This window comes from Streptomyces sp. NPDC002573, from assembly GCF_042889625.1.
Classification (GTDB): Bacteria; Actinomycetota; Actinomycetes; order Streptomycetales; family Streptomycetaceae; genus Streptomyces; species Streptomyces gibsoniae.
The window spans coordinates 1-14,884 of record NZ_JBIARC010000111.1; the positions used below are offsets into that span (position 1 = coordinate 1).

At 71.5% G+C, this 14,884-nt stretch carries 16 protein-coding genes and 2 pseudogenes; 14 read left to right on the forward strand and 4 right to left on the reverse strand.

Annotation, left to right across the window (positions count from 1 at the left end):
- Window positions 1-45: 45 nt before the first annotated feature.
- Window positions 46-780, reverse strand: coding sequence for an inositol monophosphatase family protein (locus ACFYX0_RS43125; RefSeq protein WP_388980165.1), 735 nt, complete (start codon window positions 778-780; stop codon window positions 46-48).
- A 99-nt stretch (window positions 781-879) separates the two neighbouring features.
- Here ACFYX0_RS43125 and ACFYX0_RS43130 point away from each other — a divergent pair, with 99 nt between their 5' ends.
- The 4 genes from ACFYX0_RS43130 to pqqB all read left to right on the forward strand — a co-directional run bounded on the left by ACFYX0_RS43130 (window position 880) and on the right by pqqB (window position 4,621).
- Complete coding sequence (locus ACFYX0_RS43130; protein ID WP_388980168.1) at window positions 880-1,857, forward strand: AsnC family transcriptional regulator; 978 nt, start codon at window positions 880-882, stop codon at window positions 1,855-1,857.
- 170 nt (window positions 1,858-2,027) lie between these two features.
- A complete protein-coding gene (locus ACFYX0_RS43135; RefSeq protein WP_388980171.1) occupies window positions 2,028-2,429 on the forward strand; it encodes an SseB family protein in 402 nt (133 codons plus the stop codon).
- 131 nt (window positions 2,430-2,560) lie between these two features.
- Window positions 2,561-3,676 (forward strand): hypothetical protein, encoded by a 1,116-nt coding sequence (locus ACFYX0_RS43140; protein ID WP_355913123.1) that lies wholly within the window; start codon window positions 2,561-2,563, stop codon window positions 3,674-3,676.
- Window positions 3,677-3,736: 60 nt separating this feature from the next.
- Window positions 3,737-4,621 carry a pyrroloquinoline quinone biosynthesis protein PqqB gene (pqqB, locus tag ACFYX0_RS43145; protein WP_388980174.1) on the forward strand — a complete coding sequence of 295 codons (885 nt, stop codon included), beginning with the start codon at window positions 3,737-3,739 and terminating at the stop codon, window positions 4,619-4,621.
- 8 nt (window positions 4,622-4,629) lie between these two features.
- Here the strand turns inward: pqqB and ACFYX0_RS43150 are convergent, their stop codons facing one another.
- Complete coding sequence (locus tag ACFYX0_RS43150; RefSeq protein ID WP_388980176.1) at window positions 4,630-5,034, reverse strand: MarR family winged helix-turn-helix transcriptional regulator; 405 nt, start codon at window positions 5,032-5,034, stop codon at window positions 4,630-4,632.
- Window positions 5,035-5,163: 129 nt separating this feature from the next.
- On the reverse strand, window positions 5,164-5,514 hold the full coding sequence (locus ACFYX0_RS43155) for a VOC family protein (protein WP_311696343.1): 351 nt from the start codon (window positions 5,512-5,514) through the stop codon (window positions 5,164-5,166).
- Window positions 5,515-5,761: 247 nt separating this feature from the next.
- Between ACFYX0_RS43155 and ACFYX0_RS43160 the strand changes: the two are divergent.
- A pseudogene (locus ACFYX0_RS43160) lies at window positions 5,762-6,640 on the forward strand (beta-galactosidase); the annotation flags it as partial.
- Window positions 6,641-6,652: 12 nt separating this feature from the next.
- A pseudogene (locus ACFYX0_RS43165) lies at window positions 6,653-7,003 on the forward strand (glycosyl hydrolase 53 family protein); the annotation flags it as partial.
- Between the two features lie 25 nt (window positions 7,004-7,028).
- Here ACFYX0_RS43165 and ACFYX0_RS43170 read toward each other — a convergent pair.
- Complete coding sequence (locus ACFYX0_RS43170; RefSeq protein ID WP_311696341.1) at window positions 7,029-7,316, reverse strand: ArsR family transcriptional regulator; 288 nt, start codon at window positions 7,314-7,316, stop codon at window positions 7,029-7,031.
- A 316-nt stretch (window positions 7,317-7,632) separates the two neighbouring features.
- On the opposite strand from ACFYX0_RS43170, the gene crcB (ACFYX0_RS43175) reads away from it, so the two are divergent.
- From crcB (ACFYX0_RS43175) to aspA, 8 genes are all read left to right on the forward strand, one after another.
- Window positions 7,633-8,109: a fluoride efflux transporter CrcB gene (gene crcB, locus ACFYX0_RS43175; RefSeq protein ID WP_388980179.1), complete on the forward strand. Its 477-nt coding sequence runs from the start codon at window positions 7,633-7,635 to the stop codon at window positions 8,107-8,109.
- A 35-nt stretch (window positions 8,110-8,144) separates the two neighbouring features.
- Window positions 8,145-8,588, forward strand: a complete 444-nt coding sequence (locus ACFYX0_RS43180) for a DUF190 domain-containing protein (protein ID WP_388980181.1) — start codon at window positions 8,145-8,147, stop codon at window positions 8,586-8,588.
- Entirely contained in the window at window positions 8,585-8,962 is a 378-nt protein-coding gene (gene crcB / locus ACFYX0_RS43185) for a fluoride efflux transporter CrcB (protein ID WP_355913108.1), read from the forward strand. The genes ACFYX0_RS43180 and crcB (ACFYX0_RS43185) overlap by 4 nt, the downstream gene beginning before the upstream one ends.
- A gap of 81 nt (window positions 8,963-9,043) precedes the next feature.
- On the forward strand, window positions 9,044-9,877 hold the full coding sequence (locus ACFYX0_RS43190) for an undecaprenyl-diphosphate phosphatase (RefSeq protein ID WP_355913105.1): 834 nt from the start codon (window positions 9,044-9,046) through the stop codon (window positions 9,875-9,877).
- A 187-nt stretch (window positions 9,878-10,064) separates the two neighbouring features.
- Window positions 10,065-10,742 carry a FadR/GntR family transcriptional regulator gene (locus ACFYX0_RS43195; protein WP_388980190.1) on the forward strand — a complete coding sequence of 226 codons (678 nt, stop codon included), beginning with the start codon at window positions 10,065-10,067 and terminating at the stop codon, window positions 10,740-10,742.
- Window positions 10,739-12,181, forward strand: coding sequence for an amino acid permease (locus tag ACFYX0_RS43200; RefSeq protein ID WP_388980184.1), 1,443 nt, complete (start codon window positions 10,739-10,741; stop codon window positions 12,179-12,181). Before ACFYX0_RS43195 ends, ACFYX0_RS43200 begins: the two co-directional genes overlap by 4 nt.
- An 11-nt stretch (window positions 12,182-12,192) precedes the next feature.
- On the forward strand, window positions 12,193-13,209 hold the full coding sequence (locus ACFYX0_RS43205; protein ID WP_388980193.1) for an asparaginase: 1,017 nt from the start codon (window positions 12,193-12,195) through the stop codon (window positions 13,207-13,209).
- A gap of 45 nt (window positions 13,210-13,254) precedes the next feature.
- Window positions 13,255-14,667, forward strand: coding sequence for an aspartate ammonia-lyase (aspA, locus tag ACFYX0_RS43210; protein WP_388980187.1), 1,413 nt, complete (start codon window positions 13,255-13,257; stop codon window positions 14,665-14,667).
- Window positions 14,668-14,884 lie beyond the last annotated feature (217 nt).

The following is a 14,884-nucleotide window of genomic DNA, read 5'->3' on the forward strand; positions in this document are numbered from 1 at the left end:
CCCCGCCCCGGGGGGGGGGTTTTCGCAACCCCCCCCCCGGCCCGGTCAGTCCCCCAACACGCCCCAGGCGGACCCGCCCGTCGGGCATTGGGCGGCGGGACACATTCCAAGAACACCGATCACGGCCGGCCGATGCCGACTGGAGGGGATACCCATGCCCAATTTGACCCATCGGCTCGCCCTGCCCGCGTTCACCACCCGCACAACCGCGTGTTCATGGCGCCCCTGACCCGCATGCGCGCCGCCCAGCCCGGCGACGTCCCCACCGACCTCATGCGCGAGTACTACACGCGCGCCGGCGCGGGCCTGATCGGCTCGCGGTCTGGACGACAGCGACGGCCGGGTCCGTCTTCGCCGACGGGCCGATCGGCACCCCGTTGCGGGCGGCACCCTCGCCGAGGGCGGCGAGGTAGGTCTCGCCCATCGGGGTCCGTGAAGGGCCGCCGCCACGGGTGCGCTGCCCCGCACCAGCGCGAGGCTCACACAGAACTGCGGCAGGTCCTGGAGGAACTGCATCGCGCCGTCGACGACATCGACGACCCACACCTCGCCCTCGGCGGGCGGCGCGGCACGCTCCTCCCACTCGTCCGCCCAGCCCACGCCCGGCCGCAGCGCGTCCAGGTGCCGGCGCATGACGGCGACCGCCGGTGCCTCCGACGCGCCGTAGACGGCGGTGAGTTCGTCGAAGGAGGTGACGGGTGCGGGCCGCGGCGGGGCCAGCAGCTCGCCCACCTCCTGGACGGTGGCGGCCATGGGGGCGAGCAGGTTCCGGTACGTCATCGTGGGCTCCCGTGCGAGTTCGGATCGACGGCACCATCGTCCGCGCTCCTAGCTGCCCCGGGTCCTCCCGCAGGGTCCGTGTGGGCGATACTGCCATTCATGGCCCAGGAAATGGGGCAGCAAGTGCTCGATGAGCGCGATCAGCGGCTCGTCGCGGCGCTGCAGTGCGACGGGCGGCTGACCGCCGAGCGGGCGGGCGAGGTCCTCGGCATCAGCCCGCGGACCCTCCACCGGCGCTGGGCGGCGCTGATCGCCGACGGCGTCTGCCGGCTGATCGCCCTGCCCGCCAGGCCGGACTCGGCCGGCGCGCTGTTTGTGCGGATCCGGGTGCTCGGTGGCCGGCTGGACGCCCTCACGGCCGCCCTCGCGGCCCGCCCCGACATCCCGTTCATCGATGTGTCGACATCCGGCGACGAGATCCTCGCCGTCTCGTGGACGCGCCCCGGCACCCGGGAGCACCTGGTGTTCCGTGATCTGCCCGCCACCCGGGCCGTCGCCTCGGTGGCCGCGGACACCGTACTGCATGTGTTCGCGGAGGCGTCGGACTGGCGGCACGCCGTTCTCAGCGACGCCGAACGCGTGGCACTGACACCGGTACGGCAGCCGGGAGCCGCCGCGGCGGGGCCGGTGGACGACATCGACCGCGACATCCTCGCGGCGCTGGAGGACGACGCCCGGGCGCCGGCGGCGGCCGTCGCGGCGCGAACGGGCCATCCCGACTCCACCGTCCGGCGCCGGATCGCCCGGCTCTCCCGGAGCGGCCGCCTGCTCACCCACGTCGTGGTCGACCCGAGGCGGCTCGGGCTGCTCATCGACGCGAACGTCATGATGCGTGTCGCGCCCGACCGCCTCGACGGCGTGGGGCGCGCGCTCGCGGCGCACCCCGCGGTGCACGGCGCGTTCGCGACCACCGGGGCGTCCAATCTGCAGGTCGCGGTCTGGCTGCGCGATCTGGAGGACCTCTACCGGTTCATCACCCGGGACCTCGGCGCCCTGGGAGTCGACGGTACGGAGACCGTGCTCGTGGGCCAGGCGGTCAAACGCCCGGGCAGGGCTCCGGCCGCCTGGACCGGGTGAGCCCGGCGCGGCGGGGGCGGACCGGACTCACCCGGTCCGTCCGGCTCCGGGCCACCCGATTCCGGCCGTCACCGAATGCATGGCCCGTCCTCGCGCGGGTACGTGTCGGGAACGCGTCGTCCGGAGCCGGCGGTTCCGGACGCCTGCCCGCCACTACCTGGGAATCTGCCATGGACATACCCGAGAAGACCCCCCGCCCGAACGAGGCGCAGGCGGCGCTGGACACCCTCGTGGTGGACGCCGCCGACACCAAGGCGCTGGACACGCTGGCCGGAAGCGAAGTGCTCGTACCCGTGCCGGACGACGCCACGGAGGAGGACGCCACCAATCCCAACGCCGTGGCGCTGCCGGTCCTGGAGCAGCCGGACGGCGAGCAGACGGTGCCCGTGTTCACCTCCGAGACGGAGATGACCGATCTGTTGCCGTTCGTCTCGCGCTACCGGCTCGTGCCGCTCGGTGCGCTGGCCTCCCAGTGGCCCACCGGAGATCTCACGCTCACCATCGACGCCGCCTCGTCGCACGGCCTGACGCTCAACTCCGACGGGGTCCGCACGCTCCTGGCCCGCCCGTAGGGTGACCGGCCGGCCGGGGTTCCGCCACAGAGCGCCTGTCCATCCGGACAGCGGCGGTGGCCCGGGCCGTGCTCGACGCCGTACGCGATTCATCCCGCGGAGGCGGATCGGGCCCGCCGCACAATGACGCCATGAGATGGATCTCCGGCGTGGCCGGTGTACTGCTCCTCGGGAGCGTCCTGGCCAGCATCCTGCGCACCCTGGTGGTGCCCCGCGGCCTCTACTCGGGGCTCGTGTACCGGCTGTGGCGGGTGCTGCGCGTCCTGCTGCGGCTGGGGGCCCTGCGCGGCGACTACCAGGCCATCGACCGTACGCAGACCTGGCTCGGGCCGCTGATCCTGATGGGCATGCTCGCGACCTGGCTCGGCGGGGCCCTCGTCGGTTACGGACTGCTGCTGCACGCCTTGTCCACCCTGAATTGGGCCAACTCCTTCCGTGAGGCGGGATCCAGCCTCTTCACGCTCGGCTTCGCCAGCGGTCAGCGGCTGCATCTGTCCGCCGTGGACTTCCTCGCGGCGGCCACCGGTCCCGTGGTCATCGCCTTGCAGATCGCGTACCTGCCCACCCTGTACGCCGCCTACAACCGCCGTGAGCTGGAGGTCACCCTGCTGCAGGCCCGGGCCGGCGAACCCTCCTGGGGGCCGGAGATCCTCGCCCGGCAGTGGCTGGTCCAGACGGAGGCCGCGCTGTCCGAGCTCTACCGTTCCTGGGAGCGGCTGGCCTCGGACATCGGCGAGAGCCACTCCACCTACCCGGTGCTGGTCTCCTTCCGTTCGCCCCGCCCCTACCGGCACTGGCTGGTCGGACTGCTCGCCGTCATGGACGCGGCGGCCATGCAGCTCTCGCTCGCCCCGCGCTCCGCCCCGCCGGAGGCCCGTCTGGTGCTCCGGGCCGGTTTCACCGCCCTGCGGGACATCGCCCGCTCCGTACGCTTCCCCTTCGACACGGACCCGGCACCGGACGCGCCCATCCACCTCACCTTCGTGGAGTTCGAGGCGGCCGTGGCGATGGTGGAGGCGGCGGGCTTCCCGGCCGAGAGGTCCGCCAAGGAGGCCTGGCCGCACTTCCACGGCTGGCGGGTCAACTACGAGGCGACCGCCTACGAGCTGTGCCGCCGCTCCGACGCCGTACCCGCCCTGTGGAGCGGCCCGCGCGACTTCGTCGCCGCTCCCCTGCCGCCGTTGCGCCCGGCGGACCGGCGGCCCGAGGACCGAGGTCGGCCGGAACTGCCCCCCAGGGCGGGGTAGCCCGGGCCCCTGCGGCGGGAAGATCCCAGGGGAGCGCCCCGACGAGGGAGGGGATTGGTCGTGAGGGTCATCCTGCTGGGCACGGCGGCCGGTGGTGGCTTCCCGCAGTGGAACTGCGCGTGCGCGCTGTGCACGGCTGCCCGTGACGGCAAACTGCCCTCCCGCAGCCAGGAGTGTGTCGCCGTCACCGGCAACGGGCGCGACTGGTGGCTGCTGAACGCCTCACCCGACATCCGGACGCAACTGGCGGCCAACGCCCCGCTCTGGCCCGGCCCCGGGCCCCGGGACAGCCCGGTCAGAGGTGTGCTGCTCACCGACGCGGAGGCCGACCACGCCTTGGGCCTGGGCGTGCTGCGCGGCGGTCCGGCCCTGAAGGTGTACGCGGGGCCGCCGGTGCTGGCCGCGCTGGCGCCCCTGCGGGCGGCGCTCGGCCGCTACACGGGGTGGGAGTGGGCGGACGCCCTGACCGACGGAGGGTTCGTCCTGGCGGGCGGACTGGTCGTCACCGCGCACCCGGTGGGCGCCAAGGCGCCCCGCTACCTCCCGGGTGCCGCCGCGGACAACCCCTGGGTGATCGCGTACCGCATCGAGGACCTGGCCACCGGCAGGGTCCTTGTGTACGCGCCGTGCGTGGGCGCCTGGTCGCCGGTGCTGGACGAGCTGCTGGAGACGGCGGACTGCGCCCTGCTCGACGGCACGTTCCACGCCGCCGGCGAGATGGGCACCGCGGTGCGCGGGGCGGCCGGACAGGCGGCCATGGGGCATCTGCCGGTCACGGGCGCGCACGGCAGTCTGCGGCAGCTGGCCCGGCATCCCGGACCGCGCCGGATCTACACCCACCTCAACAACACCAACCCGCTGCTCGACCCGGCGTCGGCGGCCCGGCGCCAGGTGGCCGAGGCGGGAGTCGAAGTCCTCGTGGACGGAGCCGAGTTCGTCGTCTGACCGGACGGTCAGACCAGGGGTGCCCCGGCGTTCAGCGTGCGGGCCAGCGCCTCGCGTTGCAGCGGCAGCACCTGGGTGTACAGGGCGCGGCCCTTCTCGGTCAGCGCGACCCAGACCCCGCGGCGGTCCTCCTCGCACACGGAGCGCACCAGCAGGCCTTCCTTCTCCAGCCGTCCGAGCAGCCGGGACAGGGCGCTCTGGCTCAGATGGACGCGTCCGGCGATGTTGTGCACCCGGCACAGCTCGCCGTGTGCGGGCGCCTCGGTGGCCAGGATGTCGAGCACCTCGAAGTCGCTGGCTCCGAGGCCGTACGGGTGAAGTACCCGGTCGATCTCGCACAGGGTGCGGGCGTGCAGGGACAGGATGTCCCGCCACCGTTCCTCGAGCCGGGCACCGGCCGTTTCCACTGCCATACCTGCACGGTAACAGAGATCGACCCTTTTGTTTATTGTGCAATTAGTGTGCGGGCAAGCAAATTCGCGGCGAGGGGGCGGCCCGGCCCGGGCACGGCCGCCCCCTCGTCGTGAGTGCGGTCCCCGGCCTCAGGCCACCGGGTCCTGCATCAGCCCCACGAGGTTGCCGTCCGGGTCCTTCAGCGAGGCGATCAGCCGGCCGTTGCCGACGTCCTGGACGTCCTGGAGCAGCTCCGCCCCGGCCTCCAGCAGAGCCGCGAGACGCGCCCGGATGTCCGTCACCTGCCAGTAGGGCACCGGGCCGGTCATGCCCTTGGCATGGCCGTTGGGGTCGAGGCCGATGTCCTGCCCGGCGGCCTTGAACCCGACGTAGTACGGCTCGTCCGCGTAGGGCTCCACCTCCAGCAGCGCGCTGAACACGGCCTTCGACCGGGCGAGATCCTTGGCGGGGTAGATGATCGTCTGGACGCCGGTGGTCATGGCGTACTCCTCCGGATACGGGATACGAGATCCCGGACACGGGATCCGGGATATATGGGTCCGGCGTCGTGTGCCGGTGGTCTCACGTTAGGTCGGGGGAGTGCGGGAGTGCTTCTCCGAAACTGACCGGTCGCTCCCGGCGGACCGCCGGATCACGTCGACTCGCGCCTCACCAGCTCCGTCGGGAGGACCACCGCTGCCGGTTCCTCCCCGCCGATCCGGGCCAGCAGCACCCGAACCATCTCGCTATGTCGACCTCGCGATGGCCGCCGACCTGACCCGCTCCGTCGCGGGCGGCGATCCCTGGCTGCTCCTGGAGCACTCCACCTCGGGCGTCAACTGGCAGCCCCGCAACCCCGCCAAGGCCCCAGGCCAGATGGCCCGCAACTCCCTCGCTCACCTCGCCCGCGGCTCCGAGGGCGCCCTGTTCTTCCAGTGGCGGCAGTACCGGCGCGGCACCGAGAAGTTCCACTCGGCGATGCTCCCGCAAGGCGGCACGGACACCCGCGTCTGGCGCGAGGTCGTCGAACTCGGGGCGGACATCCGCTCGTTGAGCGCGATCCGCGGCACCCGCACCCGGGCCGACGCGGCGGTGCTCTGGGACTGGCAGTCCTGGTGGGCGCAGAACCTCCCGTGGCGCCCCAGCGAGGACCACGATCCGCGCGAGCGCGCCGACACGTTCTACGAGGCCCTCTACGACCGTCATCTCACGGTCGACTTCGCCCACCCGGAGGCCGATCTCTCGGCGTATCCCCTGGTCGTCGTGCCCGCGCAGTATCTGATGACGCAGGCGGCCGGGAACGACCTCAAGGAGTACGTCGAGCGGGGCGGAACCCTCGTCGTCTCGTACTTCTCCGGAATCGTCGACGAGCACGACGCCGTCCACGAGGGCGCCTGCCCCGGCGCCCTGCGCGAGGTGCTCGGCCTGACCGCCGAGGAGTTCTCGCCCCTGCTGAAGGACCAGCGGATCCGCGTCACCGGCCCCGACGGCGCCGAGCTGACCGGTGACGTCTGGACCGAGTTCGTCGTCCCGCGCGGCGCCGAGACCATGTGGACCTACGCCGACGGACCGGCCGCGGGCCACCCCGCCGTCACCCGGCACCGGCTGGGCGCGGGCACGGCCTGGTAGGTCTCGACGGCCTCCCGCTACGGCAAGCCCGTCTTCGTCGCGGAGACGGCCTACCCCTTCCGGCTGGACAGCGACGACTTCCTCACCAACCAGATCGACACCACCGGTGAACTGGTGGCCGGCTACCCCGCGACCCCGGCCGGGCAGGCCGCCTGGCTCCGGGACGTGATGAATATCGTGGAGGCCGTCCCGAACGGCAGCGGCCTGGGAGTCTTCTCCTGGGAGGCCACGAGGACCGCGGTGCCGGGCAACGGCTGGGACCCCACCGATCCGTCCTCCGGCAACGGCCGGGAGTAACAGGCCCTGTTCGGCTACGACGACCGGGCGCTGCCCGCGATGAACTGGTTCGGCCACCGCTGAACCACCGTGGCCCACGGGCCGTCGTCTACCACCCCTTCTCGAACAGGCGCGCCACCTCGGCGATACGGACCTCGTCCCGGCGGTACAAGGTGTGCCGGCAGTTCCTCTTGGTGCGCAGCAGGCCGAGGGAGGCGAGGATCCGCAGATCGGTGGCGGCGACGGACCGGGCCACATGGAGCTTCTCGGCGACCGCCGCCACTGTGACCCCGTCCTCGACGAGGTCGAGGCGGCGCTGTGGCGGGAAGTGCGCGACCGGGTCCTTCAACCACTCGAGAATCCGCATCCGTCGCTCGCTCGCGGGTGTCTTCAGCATCTCGTCCCTCCGTGCCCGCCCTCTGGACCACTGTGGCGTGCCGGTCGGGTTCGGGCCGAGGGGGGAACGGGCCGAAGTGGCAGCACGGTGAGCCAAGTCACGCAGGTGGCCAGGCCGCGAGCCCCTAGTCCCCGCGCCGCCTGTGTGCGGGCCGCTCGCGCACCGGGTTACCCTGTTCCCCGGCCGCGATCACCTTCCGCGGCGCGGTGGTGGGGCCCGCCGTACCCGAACCGCGGCAGTGCTGCCGCCAACGGTCCCTACTTGCGATCGAGCGTGCCCGTCCGGCAGGGCCCCGGCGAGTAGGAGCAGTACTTCCATGACAGTCCCACACCCCAAGAGCGCCGACCGGGCCGGTTCCCCCGCGCCCGAGCCCGTTCGGACGCCCTCCCCCTGGCAGGGGCAGGGTGCCGTCGTGGCGGTCGTCGCCCTCGGCGGCGCCATCGGGGCCACCGCCCGCTACGCCGCCTCGTTGCTCTGGCCCGCACGGACCGGCGGATTCCCCTGGACCACCTTCGGGATCAACATCATCGGCTGTGCCGTGATCGGCGTGTTCATGGTCGTGATCACGGAGGTGTGGGCCGCCCACCGGCTGGTGCGCCCCTTCTTCGGCACCGGGGTGCTCGGCGGCTTCACCACCTTCTCGACGTACGCCGTCGAGATCCAGAGACTGGTGGACGCGGGCGAGCCGCGCACCGCGCTCGCCTATCTGTTTGCGACCCTGGCCGGGGCTCTCACCGCGGTGTGGCTCGCGATGAAGTCCGCGCGCGGGCTCCTGGCCTGGCGGCAGCGATGAACGAGACCACCGGACGGCGCCCCACGGAGGCGACGATGACCCGACTGACCGGCAGGGCCCTGCGACTGACCGTCTACATCGGCGAGCACGACCGATGGCACCGCAAGCCCCTGTACGCCGAGATCGTGCACCGGGCGCACGCCGCGGGCCTGGCGGGCGCCAGTGTGTTCCACGGTGTCGAGGGCTTCGGCGCCTCCTCGCTCATCCACACCTCGCGGCTGCTGTCCCTGAGTGAGGACCTGCCCGTGGCCGTCATCGTGATCGACACCGAGGAGCGCGTCAGGGCCTTTCTGCCGCAGCTCGACGAACTCGTCACCGAGGGGCTGGTGACCCTCGACGAGTGCGAGGTGATCACCTACACGGGACGCGGGGGAACCCCGCGCACGGCGGCCGGAGAAGGCGACGCGGGGGCCGGGCGCGGCCCTGCCGAGGACGGGAGCGGCAGCACACCAGACGGGAAAGGTAAGAACTCGTTGTGAATTGGCTGCTGGTGATCGTCGGCGCCGTGGTCGGGGCGCCCCTGCGCTATCTGACCGACCGCGCGGTGCAGCTCAGGCATGACACCGTCTTCCCCTGGGGCACCCTGGCCGTGAATGTCACGGGATGTCTGATCCTCGGCCTGCTCACCGGGGCCGCGGCGTCCGGTCATGCCTCGCCCCATCTTCAGCTCCTGATCGGCACGGGCCTGTGCGGGGCGCTGACCACCTACTCGACCTTCTCTTACGAGACACTGCGTCTCACCGAGACCGGGGCGGGGTTCTACGCTGCCGCCAACGTCGTCGCGAGCCTGACGGCGGGCCTCGGCGCGGCCTTCGCGGGGGCCTCGATCGCCGGGGCGGTATGGCCGCGCTAGGCGGTCGTCGCCCGTACGTAGTACAACTTCCCGAGCACCATCGTCTACAGCACTGTCGACCACTCCTCAGAACTGGATCTCATGAGCGTCATCAGCGTCGGTCAGGCCGTCGTCCTCGGAGTCGTCGAGGGGGTGACCGAATTCCTCCCGGTGTCCTCGACCGGTCACCTCAAGATCACTGAGGGGCTCATGAAGATCCCCGTCGACGACCCGGCCGTCGTCGGTTTCTCGGCCGTCATCCAGGTCGGCGCCATCGCGGCCGTGCTCCTGTACTTCTTCAAGGACATCGTGCGGATCGTCTCGGCCTGGATCCGGGGCCTGTTCAACCCGCGTGAGCGGTACCACCACGACTACAAGTTCGCCTGGTGGGTGATCGCCGCGACCGTTCCGATCGTCGTGGTGGGCCTGGCCGCCAAGCCGCTGATCGACGGTCCGCTCGCCTCGCTGTGGGTGGTCGCGGGCTCGCTGATCGTCGGTTCCGGTGTGATGTGGGCGGCCGACCAGATGGGCCGGCACAAGCGCGGTGAGGACGACACCTCCTTCAAGGACGCCATGCTCGTCGGCAGCTCCCAGATCCTCGCCCTGCTCTTCCCCGGGTTCTCCCGCTCCGGTGCCACCATGTCCACCGCGCTCATCCTCGACCTGGACCGGGTCGCCGCCACCCGCCTGTCCTTCTTCCTCGGCATCCCGGCCCTCACCGGCGCCGGTATCTACGAGCTGAAGGACGCCCTGGGCGCGGGGGTGGGCGCCGCGCCGCTCGCCGTCGGCACCATCGTGTCGTTCGTGGTCGCCTACGCCTCCATCGCCTGGCTGCTGAAGTTCGTCGCCAAGCACTCCTTCAACGCATTCGTGATCTACCGGATCGTCATCGGTGTGGGTCTCCTAGGGCTGCTCGCAACCGGCGTCCTGAGCTGAGCGCCGCCCGTCGCCGCTGATCACCGCCGTGTCACCCAGGGGCGGGAAGCCGTTGTCCAGGCTTCCCGCCCCTGGTGTTCTCCCGGCCGGCGCCTCTTGACAGTCCCGTCGCGTAACCCGCAGGATCACCCCCGTGAACCTGTCAGACAGCCAGACAGGTGGCAGGGGCCCGCGGCGCATCAGCGCGATGGAAGCGGTCCTCACCCACCTTCGCGACGCCATCGAGCGCGGCGACTACGCGATCGGCGACAAGCTCCCCTCCGAGGCGGAGTTGTGCCGGACCCTCGAGGTCAGCCGGCCCGTGCTGCGTGAGGCCCTGCGGGCCCTGCAGGCCATGGGGCTGACCGTCTCCAGGACCGGCAAGGGCACCTTCGTCGTCGCGAACGCCGTCGAGGACCCGACCTTCGGCGACTACGCGGCCAGCGATCTGCTGGAAGTGCGCCGCCATGTGGAGATCCCGGTCGCCGGGTACGCGGCGCTGCGCCGCACCCCGGAGAACCTCGACCATCTGGCCCATCTCCTGGACCGGATGGAACGGGAGACGGACACCACCGCGTGGGTCGCGATGGACACCCTCTTCCATCTCGCCGTGGCCGAGGCCGCTCAGAACCCGGTCTTCCGCCGGGTGATCGAGGAGATCCGTGACGCACTGGCGCGTCAGTCGACCTTCCTCAACCAGCTGGGCGACCGCCGTGAGCAGTCCAACCGCGAGCACCGGGCGATCGTCGAGGCGCTGACCGACGGTTCCGAGCACGACGCCGTCGAGGCCATGGCCCACCACCTCGACCGCGTCGAGACGACCCTCACCGACATCCTGCGCCCCGGGCGTACGGATCTCCCCACGGAAGGCGGACCCGAGGCGTGAGCGAGCAGCACCTCAAAGACGAGACACGCCCCTCGTCCCATCACGTCGACGCCGGAGACGCGGGCTACAGCAAGTCCCTGAAGTCCCGGCACGTCAACATGATCGCCATCGGCGGTGCCATCGGCACCGGCCTGTTCCTCGGCGCCGGCGGCCGACTCGCCGACGCCGGCCCCTCCCTCTTCGTCGCGTACGCGATCTGCGGCGTCTTCGCGTTCCTCGTCGTGCGCGCGCTCGGCGAGCTGGTCCTGCACCGCCCGTCCTCCGGCGCGTTCGTGTCGTACGCCCGTGAGTTCCTCGGCGAGAAGGGCGCCTACACCGCGGGCTGGATGTACTTCCTGAACTGGGCCACCACCGGCATCGCCGACATCACCGCGGTGGCCACGTACACCCACTACTGGGGCCTGTTCTCGGACATCCCGCAGTGGGTGATCGCGCTCATCGCCCTGGCCGTGGTGCTCACCGTGAACCTCATCTCGGTGAAGATGTTCGGCGAACTGGAGTTCTGGTTCGCCATCGTCAAGGTCAGCGCCCTCGTGGTCTTCATGGCGATCGCCATCTTTCTGCTGGTCACCCGGCACCCGGTCGACGGCGCCACCCCCGGACCGTCCCTGATCAGCGACCACGGCGGTGTCTTCCCGCACGGTGTGCTGCCGATGCTGCTGATCATCCAGGGTGTCGTCTTCGCCTACGCCTCCGTCGAGCTGGTCGGCGTCGCCGCGGGCGAGACCGAGAACCCCGAGAAGATCATGCCGAAGGCGATCAACTCGATCATGTGGCGCGTCGGCCTCTTCTACGTCGGCTCGGTCGTCCTGCTGTCGATGCTGCTGCCCTGGAACAAGTACACCGCCGGGGAGAGCCCGTTCGTGACGGTCCTGTCCCGCATCGGCGTCCCCGCGGCCGGCGGCGTCATGAACCTCGTCGTCCTCACCGCGGCCATGTCCTCCCTCAACTCCGGCCTCTACTCAACCGGCCGCATCCTGCGCTCCATGGCGATGTCCGGTTCCGCGCCGAGGTTCACCGGGGTCATGAGCGGCCGCCAGGTCCCGTACGGCGGCATCCTGCTCACCAGCGGCATCTGCGTCCTCGGTGTGGGCCTCAACTACGTGGTCCCGGCCGACGCGTTCGAGATCGTGCTGAACTTCGCGGCGATCGGCATCCTGTCCACGTGGGGCATGATCATGCTCTGCCATCTGCTCTTCTGGAGGAAGACCCGCGACGGGGAGCTCTCCCGGCCCGGCTACCGCCTGCCCGGCTCCCCGTGGACCGAGATCGTCACGCTCGGCTTCCTCGTCTCCGTGTTCGTCCTCATGTACGCCGACGGCGGCGCCAGCCGCACCACCGTGCTGTGCCTGCCGCTGATCGCGGCGGCCCTGGTGGCCGGCTGGTACGGCATACGCGGCCGGGTCGCCCGCGCCGAATCCCCCAAGGTGAATCCGTGAACCACGCAGTACTGCACGGAAGTGCGCCGGCCGAGGCTCCCGCGATCCGGGAACCCCTGCACGCACCCGTCGCCCATCTCGTCCGCGGTGGCGTGATCGAAGGCATCCACTACGGCTCGGTCGTCGTCCTCGGCGCCGACGGCACGGTGGAGCTCCAACTGGGCGACATCGAGGCCGCCTTCTACCCGCGCTCGGCGCTCAAGCCGGTGCAGGCGGCGGCGATGGTCCGGGCCGGGCTGCCGCTCGGCGGGGAGCTGCTGTCGCTCACCGCGGCCAGCCACTCCGGCGAGGAACGGCACCTGGCCGGCACCCGCCGCATCCTGGAGCTGGCCGGCGCCACCGAGGACGACCTCGGCAACGTCCCCGACCTGCCGTACGACCCGGTCGTGCGCGACGCCTGGGTGCGCGAGGGGCGGCTACCGTCCCGGCTCGCGCAGAACTGCTCCGGCAAGCACGCGGCCATGCTCTACACCTGCCGGCTCAACGGCTGGTCCCTTGAGGGCTACCTCGACCCGGGCCACCCTCTCCAGCAGGCCGTCGCCGAGATCGTCGAGGACCTCACCGGCCAGGCGATCGCCGGGGTGACCGTGGACGGGTGCGGCGCCCCCCTGTTCTCCGTCTCGCTGCACGGGCTCGCGCGCGCCGCGGCCCGGATCACCACCGCACCGGCCGGCACTCCGGAGGCACGGGTGGCGGACGCGATGCGTGAGCACGCCGAGATGGCCTCCGGCTCCGGGCGCGATGTCGCCGCGCTGATGCGGGCCGTGCCCGGACTGCTGGCCAAGGACGGCTTCGAGGGCGTCCAGGTCGCCGCGCTGCCCGACGGCCGGGCCGTCGCGGTGAAGATCGCCGACGGGGCGAACCGGGCCCGGATCCCGGTCGCCGCGGCGGCCCTCGCCCGGGCCGGGGTCGACCCGGCGGCGCTCGCCGAGTTCGCGGGCGAGCCGCTGCTCGGCGGCGGCCGGCCGGTCGGCAGCGTCCGCCCGGTCCGCGCCCTCGACCCGCTCACGCCCGACGCCCACGTCTGACGCCCCCCGCCACCCGACCACCTCCGGAAGAGGAACCGCACCACCATGACCGCCGCAGCTCACCGCAACGAGCACGACCTGCTCGGCAATCGCGACGTACCCGCCGAGGCCTACTGGGGCATCCACACCCTGCGCGCCAAGGAGAACTTCCCCATCACGGGGACGCCGATCTCCGCGTACCCGCATCTGATCGACGCCCTCGCCGCCGTCAAGGAGGCCGCCGCCCTCGCCAACGAGGAACTCGGCCTGCTGGAGCCGAATAAGGCCGCCGCCATCGTCGCGGCCTGCCGCGAGATACGCGACGGCAAGCTGCACGACGAGTTCGTCGTCGACGTCATCCAGGGCGGCGCCGGCACCTCGACCAACATGAACGCCAACGAGGTCGTCGCCAACCGCGCACTGGAGCTGCTCGGCCACGCCAAGGGCGAGTACCAGCACCTGCACCCCAACCAGGACGTCAACCTCGGCCAGTCCACCAACGACGTCTACCCGACCGCCGTCAAGATCGCCACGGTCTTCGCCGTGCGCGGGCTGCTGAAGGCGATGGCCGTGCTCCAGAACGCGTTCGCGGGCAAGGCCGTCGAGTTCCGCGACGTGCTGAAGATGGGCCGCACCCAGCTGCAGGACGCGGTGCCGATGACGCTGGGGCAGGAGTTCTCGGCGTACGCCGTCATGCTCGACGAGGACCGCAGCCGCCTCGCCGAGGCCGTCGAGCTGATCCACGAGATCAACCTCGGCGCCACGGCGATCGGCACCGGCCTCAACGCCCCCGCCGGATACGCCGAGTCCGCCCGCCGCCACCTCTCCGACATCACCGGGCTTCCGCTGGTGACCGCCGCCAACCTGGTGGAGGCCACCCAGGACTGCGGTGCCTTCGTGCAGATGTCCGGCGTGCTCAAGCGGATCGCCGTCAAGCTCTCCAAGAGCTGCAACGACCTGCGCCTGCTGTCCTCGGGCCCGCGCGCCGGTCTGAACGAGATCAACCTGCCGCCGGTGCAGGCCGGTTCGAGCATCATGCCCGGCAAGGTCAACCCGGTGATCCCGGAGGTCGTCAACCAGGTCGCCTTCGAGGTGATCGGCAACGACGTCACCATCACCATGGCCGCCGAGGCCGGACAGCTCCAGCTGAACGCCTTCGAGCCGGTGATACTGCACTCCCTCTCAGAGAGCATCACGCACCTGGAGCGCGCCTGCCTGACCCTGGCCGAGCGGTGTGTCGCCGGGATCACGGCCAACGAGGAGCAGCTGCGGGCCGCGGTGGAGAACTCCATCGGCCTGGTGACCGCCCTCAACCCGTACATCGGGTACGAGGCGGCCACCGACATCGCCAAGGAGGCCCTCGCCACGGGTCGGGGGGTCGCCGAACTCGTCCTGGAGAAGGGCCTGTTGCCAGCCGAGCGGCTCGCCGGCCTGCTGCGCCCCGAGGTGCTCGCGGGCAGCAGCTCACCGAAGCTCTGACCCGCGCGCCGACCAGGGAGAACACACCTCGGGGCGGCCGCGAGGCGCGGCCGCCCCGGCACAACCGGACGCCGTCGTGGTGTCCAGGAACCAGGACATGATCATGAGGTACCTCGGGTGAGCGGCTCGCTCGGCGGGACGGCACGATAGTGACCATGGCCCCCTCGCTGACCTTCCAGCCCGTGCTGGAACGTATCGCCGAAGAGATGGAGCAGCG

Bases quoted from the DNA above. Each gene is read 5' to 3' on its own strand.
- aspA (WP_388980187.1), top strand. From the start codon at position 13,255: ATGACCGCCGCAGCTCACCGCAACGAGCACGACCTGCTCGGCAATCGC.
- ACFYX0_RS43130 (WP_388980168.1), top strand. From the start codon at position 880: ATGGCCCAGGAAATGGGGCAGCAAGTGCTCGATGAGCGCGATCAGCGG.
- ACFYX0_RS43195 (WP_388980190.1), top strand. From the start codon at position 10,065: ATGGAAGCGGTCCTCACCCACCTTCGCGACGCCATCGAGCGCGGCGAC.
- ACFYX0_RS43140 (WP_355913123.1), top strand. From the start codon at position 2,561: ATGAGATGGATCTCCGGCGTGGCCGGTGTACTGCTCCTCGGGAGCGTC.
- ACFYX0_RS43125 (WP_388980165.1), bottom strand. From the start codon at position 780: ATGACGTACCGGAACCTGCTCGCCCCCATGGCCGCCACCGTCCAGGAG.
- ACFYX0_RS43180 (WP_388980181.1), top strand. From the start codon at position 8,145: ATGACCCGACTGACCGGCAGGGCCCTGCGACTGACCGTCTACATCGGC.
- ACFYX0_RS43170 (WP_311696341.1), bottom strand. From the start codon at position 7,316: ATGCTGAAGACACCCGCGAGCGAGCGACGGATGCGGATTCTCGAGTGG.
- ACFYX0_RS43190 (WP_355913105.1), top strand. From the start codon at position 9,044: ATGAGCGTCATCAGCGTCGGTCAGGCCGTCGTCCTCGGAGTCGTCGAG.
- ACFYX0_RS43150 (WP_388980176.1), bottom strand. From the start codon at position 5,034: ATGGCAGTGGAAACGGCCGGTGCCCGGCTCGAGGAACGGTGGCGGGAC.
- ACFYX0_RS43155 (WP_311696343.1), bottom strand. From the start codon at position 5,514: ATGACCACCGGCGTCCAGACGATCATCTACCCCGCCAAGGATCTCGCC.
- crcB (WP_388980179.1), top strand. From the start codon at position 7,633: ATGACAGTCCCACACCCCAAGAGCGCCGACCGGGCCGGTTCCCCCGCG.
- ACFYX0_RS43135 (WP_388980171.1), top strand. From the start codon at position 2,028: ATGGACATACCCGAGAAGACCCCCCGCCCGAACGAGGCGCAGGCGGCG.